Genomic DNA, 12,938 nt, shown 5'->3' with positions numbered 1-12,938 from the left:
GGGGATCATTTCGCATCGCGGCGCGTTCTCAACCGACTGTCCGGGTTGGAGCCGCCATGACCATCAATTTCGACACGCTGAAAGCGTCGCTTGTCCTGTATGGCCTGAACGCGATCTACGCGATCCTGCTGCTCGCGGTCGGCTGGTATCTGTCCGGTGCGATGCAGCGCTTCGTCACGCGCGTGCTCAGCGTCACGCACCGCGTCGACCCGCTGGTGACGCTGTTCGTGGGCAGCCTTGCGCGCTATGGCATGCTCGCGGTCGTCGGCATCGCCGTGCTGCAGCTCTTCGGAATCCAGACGGCGAGCCTGGTCGCCGTGCTGGGCGCGACCTCGCTCGCCATTGGTCTCGCCTTGCAGGGCACGTTGTCCAATCTCGCCGCCGGCGTGATGCTGCTCTTGTTCCGGCCGTTTCACATCGGCGACGATGTCGAGGTCGCCGGCAAGGCGGGCAAGGTGAGGTCGCTGTCGCTGTTCATGACCGAGCTCGTCGCGCCCGACAACACGCAGATCCTGTTGCCGAATGGACAGGTCTGGGGCGCGGCCATCATCAACCACAGCGCCTATCCTGGCACGGGCGAGGTCAAGGTCGCGTTTCCGGTCCCCGCGGGCGCGGCCAATACGCTTGCGGATCGCATCTTGAGGGAGTTGCGCAACGACTCCCGCATTGACGATCAGGCGCAACCTGCCGTCTCCGTCACCAAGGTCCTCGATGTCGCAAATCCCGCGGCGCCGATCCTTGAATTGACCGTCAGCGCGAAGGCGAAGCCGTCTGAAGCCGACGCGGTCAAGCAGTGCGTCCTCGATCATGCGGGCGCGTTGCTTGCGGCGGCGGCCTGAGGCGTTTTATCCCCGCGGCGAACGTGGCGGCCGGCGCTTCACCACATGCCGGCGCGGCGAGCGGGTCACGCGGGGGCGCAGGCGGCTTGCCGCGGCACGTTGCGGCTTGGCCGCGACTTGCGGGCCGCGGGCCAGATCCATCAGCATGCGCAGCGCCTCGACAACCGAGCGGGCGCGCACCGCGCTGCGGCCGATGGCGCCGAAGCGGTGCTCGCGGTGGATGATGCGGCCGTCGCGCGCGGCTGCGGCGAAGTGCACGAGACCGACCGGCTTGCCGGGCGTGGCGCCGCCCGGGCCGGCGATACCGGTGATGGCGACGGCGAGATCGACATCGGCGCGCTCCAGCGCACCGATCGCCATCGCGGTCGCGGTCTCCTTGCTCACCGCACCGAAATTCGTAAGCGTGCTCGCCTCGACGCCAAGCATCGCGCGCTTGGCCTCGTTGGAATAGGTGACGAAGCCGCGGTCGATGACATCGGACGAGCCGGGAATGTCGGTCAGCGCGCCCGCAACGAGACCGCCGGTGCAGGATTCGGCGGTCGCGATCGTCAGCTTGCGCATCCGACACAGATCGAGCAGCGAGCGGGAGAGGGCGCGTGCGTCGCTGCCGCCCATGGCCTCACACGCCCCAGGGCAGGCGGATGGTGGCGCTCGCGGTGGCCGCGATGCCTTCCTCACGGCCGGTGAAGCCAAGCCGCTCGCTGGTGGTCGCCTTTACCGCGACGCGCGAGATGTCGACGCCGGAGATCTCGGCGATGCGCGCGCGCATGGTGTCGCGCAACGGACCGATCTTCGGCCGCTCGCAGATCAGCGTCACTTCGAGATTGGCGACGCGGCCGCCGCGCGCTGCGACGCGCTCGATGGCATATTTCAGGAACTGGTCGGAGGAGGCGCCCTTCCACTTCGCATCGCTCGGCGGAAAGTGCGAGCCGATGTCGCCGTCGGCGAGCGCGCCGAGAATGGCGTCGACCAGCGCATGCAGGCCGACGTCGCCGTCGGAATGAGCCAAAAAACCCTTGGTGTGCGGCACGCGCACGCCGCAGATCATGACATGATCGCCTTCGCCGAAGGCGTGCACGTCGTAGCCGGTGCCGGTCCTGATGTCGCCAAGCTGGGCGGCCAGGCGCGCTTCCTCGCGCACGAAATCCTCGGGAGTGGTGAGCTTCATGTTGGCAACATCGCCTTCAAAGGTTGCAACCGTCAATCCCGCCCATTCGGCAATCGCGGCATCGTCGGTGAAATCCGAGCGTCCATCCCTTGCCGCGCGACGATGCGCCTCGAGGATGACGTCGAAACGAAAGGATTGCGGCGTCTGTGCGATTCGCAAGGAAGCGCGGTCCGGCGTGGCCTCGACGTTGCCGCTTTCGCCGGTGACCTTGATGGTGTCGGTGACGGGAACGGTGGGGATCGCAGCACCAGTGCGGCCCGCCGCCTCGATCGCGCGCGAGATCACGCCTTCCGAGACGAACGGCCGCGCGGCGTCGTGGATCAGCACGATGTCCGGCATGTGCTTGGCCAGCGCTTCGAGACCTGCGAGCACCGAAGCCTGCCGGGTGGCACCGCCATTGGCCGGCGGCTCGTGGCTGAGCCCTGCGACCGCTGCCGTGAACATGGCGGTGTCGTCGGGGTTCACCACCGGCTGCACTGCTGATACCTCGGGATGGCGGCTGAAGGCTCCCATGGCGCGACGGATCACAGGCATGCCACCGATCTCGCGATATTGCTTCGGGCCGCCGGCGCCGGCGCGCAGGCCGCGTCCGGCCGCCACGAGGACGACAGCGGTGCGTTGTGATTTCGCCATAGGACTCAAATACTCAGTTGCCAATGAAAGAGCAGGGGGTGATTTGCCGGCATGCCTCTAGCACGGCAGGCCCGCAAAAAAAGGGGGTTTCCCCGGATTGTGGGAAACAGCATTTTGCTGCACTGCACTTGAAAGATCTACAGAACTGTCTAAACTGTAGGCATGACGCTTGACTGCACAAGAATTGTGCGCAAGATAGATCATGGCAGGCGCGATGAGGCCCTGCCCAGTCAACGAGACCCCCGTGACCGGCTCGGCAGTATCAGGCTCTAAGCCGTTGAAAATAGGCGATATTGAAGTCGCCGCCCCGGTCTTCCTGGCACCGATGTCGGGTGTGACTGACTCGCCCGTCCGCCGGCTGGCTGCCGAGCTTGGAGCCGGTCTCGTCGTGTCCGAAATGACTGCGAGCGATGAGCTCGCCAACGGCCACCGGATGTCCCGGTTGCGCTGCGAAGCCACCGGCATCGGCCCGCACGTGGTCCAGCTCGCCGGCTGCGAGACGCACTGGATGGCCGAAGGCGCCCGGATCGCCGAAGCGGAAGGCGCCGATATCATCGACCTCAACATGGGCTGTCCCGCCCGCCACGTCACCGGCGGCCAGTCCGGCTCGGCCTTGATGCGCGACCTCGACCATGCCGTCAGCCTGATCGAGGCGACGATCGCGGCGGTGAAGGTGCCGGTGACGCTGAAAATGCGTCTCGGCTGGGACGACCGCAGCCGCAACGCGCCGGAGCTGGCGCGGCGCGCGGAGGCCGCCGGGGTCAAGCTCGTCACCGTCCATGGCCGCACTCGCTGCCAGTTCTACAAGGGCGAGGCCGATTGGGATGCGATCCGCGCCGTGCGCGAGGCCATCTCCATTCCGCTCGTCGTCAACGGCGACATCACCTCCTACGAGAAGGCGCTCGCGGCATTGGACGCCTCGGGCGCCGACGCCGTGATGATCGGCCGCGGCGCACAGGGCCAGCCCTGGCTGCCCGGCCAGATCGGCCGCCGCCTGAAAGGCGGGGCCGAGGAAGCCGCGCCCTCGCTCGAAACGCAGCTGCATTATGTCCGCACGCTCTATGACGGCGTTTGTGCGCTCTATGGTCTGCGCATCGGGCTGAGGCACGCCCGCAAGCATCTGGGCTGGGCGCTCGACGTCGCCGCGCAGGCGAGCCGTGCGCCGGCCGAGAAGCTGAAATCCTGGCGGCAGAAAATCCTGGTCTCGGAGGATCCGCGCCTCGTTCACGATTCACTGCAAGACGCCTTCGACGACTTCGCATGGAGCGCTGCTGCATGAGCTCAGCCGCTGAACATCGTCGGCCGCTTCAGTCCGACAGCGACGCCATCCTGGATGCCTTGCCCAACCCCGTGCTCATGATTGGGCCGGACGGCAAGATCGTCGCCGCCAACATCGCCACCGAAGCCTTCTTCGAGATCTCGACGCAATTCCTGAAGCGGCAGTCGTTGAAGGAGCTGGTGCCGTTCGGAAGTCCGTTGCTGGCGCTGATCGACCAGGTGCGCTCGTCGAACTCGCCGGTCAACGAATACAAGGTCGATCTCGGCACGCCCCGCATGGGCGGCGACCGCCAGGTCGACCTGCATGTCGCGCCGCTCACCGAGCGGCCCGGCCATATCGTCGTGATGCTGCAGGAGCGCACCATCGCCGACAAGATGGATCGGCAGCTCACCCACCGCAGCGCAGCGCGCTCGGTGATAGCGCTAGCAGCCATGCTCGCGCATGAAATCAAGAATCCGCTTTCGGGCATTCGCGGCGCGGCACAGCTGCTCGAGCAGCAGGCCTCGTCCGAGGACCGCATGCTGACGCGGCTGATCTGCGACGAGGCCGACCGCATCGTGACGCTGGTCGATCGCATGGAGGTGTTCGGCGACGAGCGCCCCGTGGTGCGCGGCCCCGTCAACATCCATTCGGTGCTCGATCACGTGAAGCGGCTGGCGCAGTCGGGCTTTGCCCGCAACATCCGTTTCATCGAGGATTACGATCCCTCGCTGCCGCCGGTGCTGGCGAACCAGGACCAGCTGATCCAGGTGTTCCTCAATCTCGTGAAGAACGCCGCCGAAGCGTTGATCGACGTGCCCGACGCCGAGATTCAGCTCACCACCGCGTTCCGTCCCGGTGTGCGCCTGTCAGTCCCCGGTCAAAAATCCCGGGTATCCCTTCCGCTCGAATTCTGCGTGAAGGACAACGGACCCGGCGTGCCCGACGATCTTCTGCCCAACCTGTTCGACCCCTTCGTGACCACCAAGCAGACCGGCTCGGGTCTCGGCCTTGCGCTGGTCGCCAAGATCGTCGGCGATCACGGGGGCATCATCGAATGCGAATCTCAGCCGCGCAAGACCACCTTCCGCGTGCTGATGCCGATGTATTCCACATCGGTCAAACACGCCGATCAAAGCAGTCGCGACGGCTCTGCCGGGAAGTCGTCGCCTGCGTCACAGGGGGCAAAATGAGGATTAACAATGCCCGCAGGTAGCATTCTCGTAGCCGATGACGATACCGCCATCCGCACCGTTCTCAATCAGGCACTGTCCCGCGCCGGTTACGAAGTGCGGCTGACCGGCAATGCCGCAACGCTGTGGCGCTGGGTCAGCCAGGGCGAGGGCGATCTCGTCATCACCGACGTGGTGATGCCGGACGAAAACGCCTTCGACCTGTTGCCGCGGATCAAGAAGATGCGGCCGAACCTGCCCGTCATCGTCATGAGCGCGCAGAACACCTTCATGACGGCGATCCGCGCCTCCGAGCGCGGCGCTTACGAATATCTGCCGAAGCCGTTCGATCTGAAGGAGCTGATCGCGATCGTCGGCCGCGCGCTGGCCGAGCCGAAGGAGCGGACCTCGACGCCGGATGAGGACGCCGAGATGGAGGCGATCCCGCTGGTCGGTCGTTCGCCGGCGATGCAGGAAATCTACCGCGTGCTGGCGCGCCTGATGCAGACCGACCTCACCGTGATGATCACGGGCGAGTCCGGTACCGGCAAGGAGCTGGTGGCGCGCGCGCTGCACGATTACGGCAAGCGCCGCAACGGCCCGTTCGTCGCGGTGAACATGGCGGCGATTCCGCGCGATCTCATCGAGTCCGAGCTATTCGGCCACGAGCGCGGTGCCTTCACCGGCGCCAACACCCGCGCCTCCGGCCGGTTCGAGCAGGCCGAGGGCGGCACGCTGTTCCTGGACGAGATCGGCGACATGCCGATGGAGGCGCAGACCCGCCTGCTGCGTGTGTTGCAGCAGGGCGAATACACCACCGTCGGCGGCCGCACCCCGATCAAGACCGACGTGCGCATCGTCGCGGCCTCCAACAAGGATTTGCGCGTCCTGATCCAGCAGGGCCTGTTCCGGGAAGACCTGTTCTTCCGCCTCAACGTCGTGCCGCTGCGGCTGCCGCCGTTGCGCGAGCGCATCGAGGACTTGCCGGACCTCGTGCGGCACTTCTTCACGCTGGCCGAGAAGGACGGCCTGCCGCCGAAGAAGCTCGACACCCTGGCGCTGGAGCGGCTGAAGCAGCACCGCTGGCCCGGCAACGTGCGCGAGCTCGAGAATCTCGCCCGGCGCCTCGCCGCGCTCTATCCGCAGGACGTGATCACGGCCTCCGTCATCGACGGCGAGCTCGCACCGCCCTCGGTCAGCCCGGGCGCCGCGGTCCAGCAGGGCGTCGACAATCTCGGCGGCGCGGTGGAGGCGTATCTGTCCTCGCACTTCCAAGGCTTCCCGAACGGCGTGCCGCCGCCGGGCCTGTATCACCGCATTCTCAAGGAGATCGAGGTGCCGCTGCTCACGGCGGCGCTCGCCGCCACGCGCGGCAACCAGATCCGCGCCGCGGACCTGCTCGGCCTCAACCGCAACACGCTGCGGAAGAAGATCCGGGATCTCGACATCCAGGTGTATCGGAGCGGGGGCTAATCTTTCGAAGCGGCCGGTGGCTCAGCTCCCCCTACCAAGGCAGAGCTGAGCCTGTCCGGATCGCGCTGGCCGTTGTGGCTGACGCGGTGAGCAGAAGTCCGCGCTGGGCCCAAATGTTCCGGTCGTCCATTTAAATTTGTTTGGCCGCAGCGCGCGGCATCACATCTATCTGACCAGCCGGCCGGATGCCGGCATCACGCTGGCGAGATTCACCGGGTCCTGCTTAAGGCCGAGGCCGTTGACCAAGAGGTCGGAGGCCACGATCAGCAGCAGAACGGCCGAAACCATCGTCGCGAGACAGATCTTATCCATGCTGATCAAGCCGGAATGGCGGGATTCCGTTCCCGTCCTCCCGCATGTGCCTGTGGATTGCGCCGGTCCGCCGCGGCCGACACGCCGCGGAATTGTCGCAATTTGGCAACAATGTGGTACGAATACATCAGTATCCGCGCGTCCGCGGACCCGTTTTCAGCACCGCCATTGCCGGAATGACCAGCGCAGAGACCTCGGCCGCACACTTTGACACGGCCCCAGCGGAAGAGCCCCGGCGTTGGTCGGTGCGACGCTGGCTGGCGCCCTTTGCCGTCGCGCTGGCGCTGCTGTCGGCCTTCCTGACCTTCCTGGTCCTGACCGGTCTGAGCACGATCGAGCCGACACCCGGGGTTGTCCGCACATTCTATCTGATCAATGCCGCTACGATCCTGCTGCTGGTCGGGATCATCATCCGGGAACTCTGGCAGCTGATCCTGGCGCGGCGGCGGGGCAGGGCGGCGGCGCGTCTTCACGTCCAGATCGTCAGCCTGTTCTCGATCGTTGCGGTGCTGCCGGCGGTACTGGTTGCCGTCGTGGCCAATGTCACCATCGAGCGCGGCCTCGACCGGCTGTTCTCCGGGCCGACCAAGCAGGTCATCCAGAACTCGCTGACGATCGCGCGGGCCTATATGCAGGACCATGCGCAGCTGATCCGCGGCGACATTCTCGGCATGGCCAACGACATCGCCCATGCCCGGCCGCTCTATGACCAGGACCGCCGCACGTTTCGCGAGATGCTGACGGCGAGCGCCGCGTCCCGCAACCTGCCGGGCGCGATGATCATCGACAAGAACACCAATATTCTGGAATCCGCCGACACCGGCATGCGGCTCGCTTATTCGCCGCCCGCGCCCGACTTTCTCAGCAACGTCAACGAGGCCGAGCCCGAGATCGCGGTGCTCCCAGATGCGAGCTTCGTCGCCGCGGTGATCCGCCTGCGTGCCTTCAACGACACCTTCCTCTATGTCGCCCGGCCGCTCGATCCGAATGTCGTCAATCAGCTCAAGCAGACCGAGGTCAGCGTCGCCGAATACGCCCAGATCGAATCGCGCCGGCTCGGTATCCAGGTCGCCTTCGCGCTGATGTTCGCGGTGATCGCGCTGACCATCCTGATGGCTTCGGTGCTGATCGGTCTCAACTTCGCCAACTCGCTGGTCTCGCCGATCCGGCGGCTGATGAATGCGGCCCACACGGTCTCGACCGGCGACCTGCACGTCCAGGTGGCGGTGCACCAGTCGGAAGGCGATCTCGCCCAACTGGGCGAGACCTTCAACAAGATGACGCAGGAATTGCGCAGCCAGCGCGACGAACTCGTGAGCGCCAGCGACCTCATCGACAGCCGCCGCCGCTTCATCGAAGCGGTGCTGTCATCGGCGAGCGCCGGCATCATCGGCGTCGACGCGTCCGGCAGCGTCGGCATCCTCAATCGCTCCGCCGAGAAGCTGATCGGTCACTCCGAAGCCGAGACGCTCGGCCATCCGCTCTCCGACGTGCTGCCCGAGCTCGACGAGATGATGAAGACGGCGCGGGAAGGGACCCAGCGCCTGGTGCAGGGCCAGATCACGATCACCCGCGACGGCACCGAGCGCAACCTGTCGGTCCGCGTCAGCGCCGAGAAGAACCAGCCGCACGACAGCTACATCATCACGCTCGACGACATCACCGAGCTGGTCTCGGCGCAACGCACCTCGGCCTGGGGCGACGTCGCGCGCCGCATCGCCCACGAGATCAAGAACCCGCTGACGCCGATCCAGCTCTCGGCCGAGCGCATCCGCCGCAAGTTCGGCAAGACCATCACCGAGGACAAGGACAAGCAGATCTTCGATCAGTGCACCGACACCATTGTGCGCCAGGTCGACGACATCAGGCGCATGGTCGACGAGTTCTCGCGCTTTGCGCGGATGCCCAAGCCGGTGATGGAGGGCGAGGACGTCGCCGACACCGTGCGCCAGGCGGTGTTCCTGATGAAGGTCGCCCATCCCGAGATCGACATCGAGGCCGAGTTCAAGCAGGATCCGCTGCGCGCCCAGTTCGACCGGCGGCTGATCTCGCAGGCGGTCACCAACATCGTCAAGAACGCCACCGAAGCGATCGAGCAGGTCCCGCCCGAGGAGCTCGGCAAGGACGGTGGCAAGGGCCGTATCGACGTCGTGGTGTCGCGCGAGGGCGACGACGTGCTGATCGACGTCATCGACAACGGTATCGGCCTGCCCAAGGTCGCGCGCTCGCGCCTGCTCGAGCCCTACGTCACCACGCGCGCCAAGGGCACCGGCCTCGGGCTCGCCATCGTCGGCCGCGTGCTGGAAGACCATGGCGGGCGGATCGAGCTGAAGGATGCCTCCGACTTCCGTGCAGGTCAGCGCGGCGCCTGGATGCGTATGCGCTTTGCCGTCTCAGGGCAACCCGCGAAGTCCGCGACAACGGAGCAAGTGCCTGCGGCCGACGCCGCGACCGAGACGACCTCCAAAGCCGACATCACGCAAACGGTGACGGAATCCGTCGCGAACGAGGCAACAAAAGAGCCGGCCGCCGGAACCAAAGAGCCGGCTGATAAGACCAATGATTCAACCAAAATCAAAGCCTCAACAGGCAGCTGACAAGACAGGCGCGATCCATGGCAAGTGAAATTCTGATTGTCGATGATGAGGCCGATATTCGGGATCTCGTTGCGGGCATTCTCGAAGACGAGGGATTCGTCACAAGGACTGCACGCGACAGCGACTCGGCGCTTGCCGAGATCGCCAATCGCCGGCCGCACCTGGTATTCCTCGACATCTGGCTGCAGGGCTCCAAGCTCGACGGCCTGCAGCTCCTTGAGCAGGTCAAGAAGGACAATGCCGATCTGCCCGTCGTGATGATCTCCGGCCACGGCAACATCGAGACCGCGGTCGCCGCGATCAAGCGCGGCGCCTACGATTTCATCGAGAAGCCGTTCAAGGCCGACCGCCTCATCCTGGTCGCGACCAGGGCGCTGGAGAACTCGCGGCTGAAGCGCGAGGTCAAGGAGCTGAAGCAGCTCGCGCCGAGCGCCAGCCAGCTGGTCGGCCGCTCGCCCAGCATGAACCAGCTGCGCCAGACCATCGAGCGGGCCGCCAAGGCCAACAGCCGCATCCTGATCGTCGGCCCCGCCGGCGCCGGCAAGGAGCTGACCGCGCGCACGCTGCATGCCGCCTCGGGCCGCGCCGACGGTCCCTTCGTCGTCATCAACGCCGCCGCGATCACGCCGGAGCGGATGGAGCATGAGCTGTTCGGCGTCGAGCAGTCCAACGGCGAGCAGCCGCGCAAGCCTGGCGCGCTCGAAGAAGCGCATGGCGGCACGCTGTTCATCGACGAGATCGCGGACATGCCGCGCGAGACCCAGAACAAGATCCTGCGCGTGCTGGTGGAGCAGTCGTTCCAGCGCGTCGGCGGTACCGCCAAGGTGCAGGTCGACGTGCGCATCATCTCATCGACCGCCCGCAATCTCGAAGAGGAGATCACGGCCGGCCGCTTCCGCGAGGATCTCTACCACCGGCTCTCGGTGGTGCCGATCCGCGTGCCCGCACTATCGGAGCGGCGCGAGGACATTCCGGAATTGATCGACTATTTCATGGAGCAGATCTCGGCCGGCAGCGGCCTGCCCAGGCGCCAGATCGGTCAGGACGCGATGGCGGTGCTGCAATCGCATGTCTGGCCCGGCAATGTGCGTCAGCTCCGCAATAACGTTGAAAGAGTCATGATTCTGGCCGCCGGTGGGCCGGAGGTCATCATCACCGCCGACATGCTGCCGCAGGATGTCGGCTCGATGGTGCCGGCGATGCCGACCAGCAACAATGGCGAGCACATCATGGGCCTGCCGCTGCGCGAGGCACGCGAAGTGTTCGAGCGCGACTATTTGATTGCACAGATCAGCCGTTTCTCAGGAAATATTTCCCGAACGGCCGAGTTCGTTGGCATGGAACGTTCGGCCTTGCACCGGAAGTTGAAAGCGCTCGGCGTCGGCTAAGGCTGCGACGCCGCGGCGGCATCTCGACAATAGGCGAAGAAAATCATCGATTTCCGTAATTTTTCGGGGCAATAGGGCCGGGCCTGCCGCTTGAAGCGGCTTGCCTAATATCCCGACCTGTCCTCTAATCGAACCGCTGTTCCTTCCGAGGGGGATCTCATGAGGAACAGCAACCGGAGGAGGCCCCGAACTCCACAAAGAGGGCCGCATCCGGCGCAATAAAAAGAAACTCAAAGCGAGAAAAAAACAATGGCGGCAGACCGCGCACAAAACCTACAGGACACCTTCCTAAATCACGTTCGCAAAACCAAGACGCCACTGACGATCTTTCTGGTCAACGGAGTGAAGCTCCAGGGCATCGTGACCTGGTTCGACAATTTCTGTTTGCTGCTTCGGCGCGACGGTCATTCGCAGCTCGTCTACAAGCATGCGATCTCGACCATCATGCCGGGCGCTCCGATTCAGCTGTTCGAAGGCGGCGAGGACCAGCCGGCTTGAGAGTGATCTGATTGGAACCCCGGAACTTCGACGGGGATGCCGACCGTCCACGGTCGGCAGGGGCTACGCAGACGGGGCGGGTGCTTGTCATCGGCCCCTACTTGCGCGTGCGCGCGGGCGGTGCCGACGCGCAATCGGAGACTCATGCCTTGCGAGACACCGAGGCCCGGCTCGATGAAGCCGTCGGCCTCGCGCGCGCGATCGATCTCGTCATTGCCGACGCCATCGTCGCCCCGGTCAGCCAGATCCGGCCCGCGACCTATATCGGCAAGGGCAAGGTCGAGGAGATCGCCGGGCTGATCAAGACCCTCGAGGTCGAGCTCGTGGTGATGGATTGCGCGCTGTCGCCGATCCAGCAGCGCAACCTCGAGAAGGAATGGCACGCCAAGGTGCTCGACCGCACCGGGCTCATTCTCGAAATCTTCGGCCGCCGCGCCAAGACCAGGGAAGGCTCGCTGCAGGTCGAGCTGGCGCATCTCAACTACCAGCGCTCGCGCCTGGTGCGCTCCTGGACCCATCTCGAACGCCAGCGCGGCGGTTTCGGCTTTATGGGCGGCCCCGGCGAGACCCAGATCGAGGCCGACCGCCGCCTGATCCAGGAGCGCATCTCCAAGCTGGAGAGCGAGCTGAAAAAGGTGCAGGCGACGCGGCGGCTGCATCGCGCCGGCCGCCAACGCGTGCCGTATCGCGTGGTCGCGCTGGTCGGCTACACCAATGCCGGCAAGTCGACGCTGTTCAATCGCCTGACCCGCGCCGAGGTGCAGGCGGCCGACATGCTGTTTGCGACGCTCGATCCCACCTTGCGGGCGCTCAACCTGCCGCATGGCGGCAAGGCCATGCTGTCGGACACCGTCGGCTTCATCTCCAACCTGCCGACGCAGCTCGTCGCCGCCTTCCGCGCCACGCTGGAGGAGGTGCTGGAGGCCGACGTCATCCTGCATGTCCGCGACATCTCGCATGAGGACGCCGAGGCGCAGCAGAGCGACGTCGACGCGGTGCTGCGCCAGCTCGGCATCAACCCGGACGATTCCGGCCGCATCATCGAGGTCTGGAACAAGATCGACCGTTTCGATCCCGAGCAACGTGAAGAGCTGCTCAACATTGCCGCGCGCAGGCCGGAGGATCATCCGGCGATGCTGGTCTCAGCCGTGTCGGGCGAGGGCATCGATGCTCTGCTCGCCGCGATCGAGCAACGCCTGGCCGCCAAGCGCACCACGCTCGATCTCTCGATCGACGCCGCCGACGGCGCCGGCATCAGCTGGCTGCACCGCAATGCCGAGGTGCTGTCGAAGGAGCTGCACGACGGCCGCTTCGACATGACCGTGCGGGTGGACGAGACCAAGCGGGATATCGTGGTGTCGAGGTTCGACGCCGTGCCGCATCTGCCGGCGTAACAGCTGTCGTCCAAACGCAGCCCTCGTAGGATGGGCAAAGGCGCGTGAGCGCCGTGCCCACCATCTCTCCCCGCGTGGATTCGACATGGTGGGCACGCTTCGCTTTGCCCACCACGAATTGGCGTTCGCGGGTCGACGCAGAGCTAGAGCATGTTGTTTTTGACTGGAATCGGGGTTCCCAGAGGGGGCGATTTCTGATTCAAACT

At 65.5% G+C, this 12,938-nt stretch carries 11 protein-coding genes; 8 read left to right on the top strand and 3 right to left on the bottom strand.

Annotated elements, in window-relative coordinates; all coding sequences use genetic code 11:
* Positions 1 to 56: 56 nt before the first annotated feature.
* Positions 57 to 839 carry a mechanosensitive ion channel family protein gene (locus XI05_RS17930; RefSeq protein ID WP_271504025.1) on the top strand — a complete coding sequence of 261 codons (783 nt, stop codon included), beginning with the start codon at positions 57 to 59 and terminating at the stop codon, positions 837 to 839.
* 6 nt (positions 840 to 845) lie between these two features.
* On the opposite strand, the gene XI05_RS17925 is transcribed toward XI05_RS17930, so the two are convergent.
* A complete protein-coding gene (locus XI05_RS17925; RefSeq protein ID WP_271504021.1) occupies positions 846 to 1,454 on the bottom strand; it encodes a CinA family protein in 609 nt (202 codons plus the stop codon).
* A gap of 4 nt (positions 1,455 to 1,458) precedes the next feature.
* A complete protein-coding gene (locus XI05_RS17920) occupies positions 1,459 to 2,640 on the bottom strand; it encodes a bifunctional 2-C-methyl-D-erythritol 4-phosphate cytidylyltransferase/2-C-methyl-D-erythritol 2,4-cyclodiphosphate synthase (protein WP_271504020.1) in 1,182 nt (393 codons plus the stop codon).
* A 277-nt stretch (positions 2,641 to 2,917) separates the two neighbouring features.
* Here XI05_RS17920 and dusB point away from each other — a divergent pair, with 277 nt between their 5' ends.
* From dusB to ntrC, 3 genes are read left to right on the top strand one after another with little or no spacing between them, the layout of a single operon-like run.
* Positions 2,918 to 3,919 carry a tRNA dihydrouridine synthase DusB gene (gene dusB / locus XI05_RS17915; protein WP_271504389.1) on the top strand — a complete coding sequence of 334 codons (1,002 nt, stop codon included), beginning with the start codon at positions 2,918 to 2,920 and terminating at the stop codon, positions 3,917 to 3,919.
* Entirely contained in the window at positions 3,916 to 5,091 is a 1,176-nt protein-coding gene (locus tag XI05_RS17910; RefSeq protein ID WP_172788966.1) for a two-component system sensor histidine kinase NtrB, read from the top strand. The genes dusB and XI05_RS17910 overlap by 4 nt, the downstream gene beginning before the upstream one ends.
* A gap of 9 nt (positions 5,092 to 5,100) precedes the next feature.
* Positions 5,101 to 6,543 carry a nitrogen regulation protein NR(I) gene (gene ntrC / locus XI05_RS17905; RefSeq protein WP_025036261.1) on the top strand — a complete coding sequence of 481 codons (1,443 nt, stop codon included), beginning with the start codon at positions 5,101 to 5,103 and terminating at the stop codon, positions 6,541 to 6,543.
* Positions 6,544 to 6,708: 165 nt separating this feature from the next.
* Here ntrC and XI05_RS17900 read toward each other — a convergent pair whose 3' ends face one another.
* Positions 6,709 to 6,855, bottom strand: a complete 147-nt coding sequence (locus XI05_RS17900; RefSeq protein WP_271504018.1) for a hypothetical protein — start codon at positions 6,853 to 6,855, stop codon at positions 6,709 to 6,711.
* A 176-nt stretch (positions 6,856 to 7,031) separates the two neighbouring features.
* Here XI05_RS17900 and XI05_RS17895 point away from each other — a divergent pair, with 176 nt between their 5' ends.
* The 4 genes from XI05_RS17895 to hflX all read left to right on the top strand — a co-directional run bounded on the left by XI05_RS17895 (position 7,032) and on the right by hflX (position 12,732).
* Positions 7,032 to 9,452: a sensor histidine kinase gene (locus tag XI05_RS17895; protein ID WP_271504016.1), complete on the top strand. Its 2,421-nt coding sequence runs from the start codon at positions 7,032 to 7,034 to the stop codon at positions 9,450 to 9,452.
* A 17-nt stretch (positions 9,453 to 9,469) separates the two neighbouring features.
* Entirely contained in the window at positions 9,470 to 10,840 is a 1,371-nt protein-coding gene (gene ntrX / locus XI05_RS17890; protein ID WP_172788962.1) for a nitrogen assimilation response regulator NtrX, read from the top strand.
* A 249-nt stretch (positions 10,841 to 11,089) separates the two neighbouring features.
* Complete coding sequence (gene hfq, locus XI05_RS17885; RefSeq protein WP_007591126.1) at positions 11,090 to 11,338, top strand: RNA chaperone Hfq; 249 nt, start codon at positions 11,090 to 11,092, stop codon at positions 11,336 to 11,338.
* 11 nt (positions 11,339 to 11,349) lie between these two features.
* Positions 11,350 to 12,732: a GTPase HflX gene (gene hflX / locus XI05_RS17880; protein ID WP_271504014.1), complete on the top strand. Its 1,383-nt coding sequence runs from the start codon at positions 11,350 to 11,352 to the stop codon at positions 12,730 to 12,732.
* Positions 12,733 to 12,938 lie beyond the last annotated feature (206 nt).

Source organism: Bradyrhizobium sp. CCBAU 11357 (assembly GCF_028128865.1).
Lineage (GTDB): Bacteria > Pseudomonadota > Alphaproteobacteria > Rhizobiales > Xanthobacteraceae > Bradyrhizobium.
Note: the sequence above shows the minus strand (reverse complement) of the source record. Positions and strands in the feature narration are given on the sequence as shown.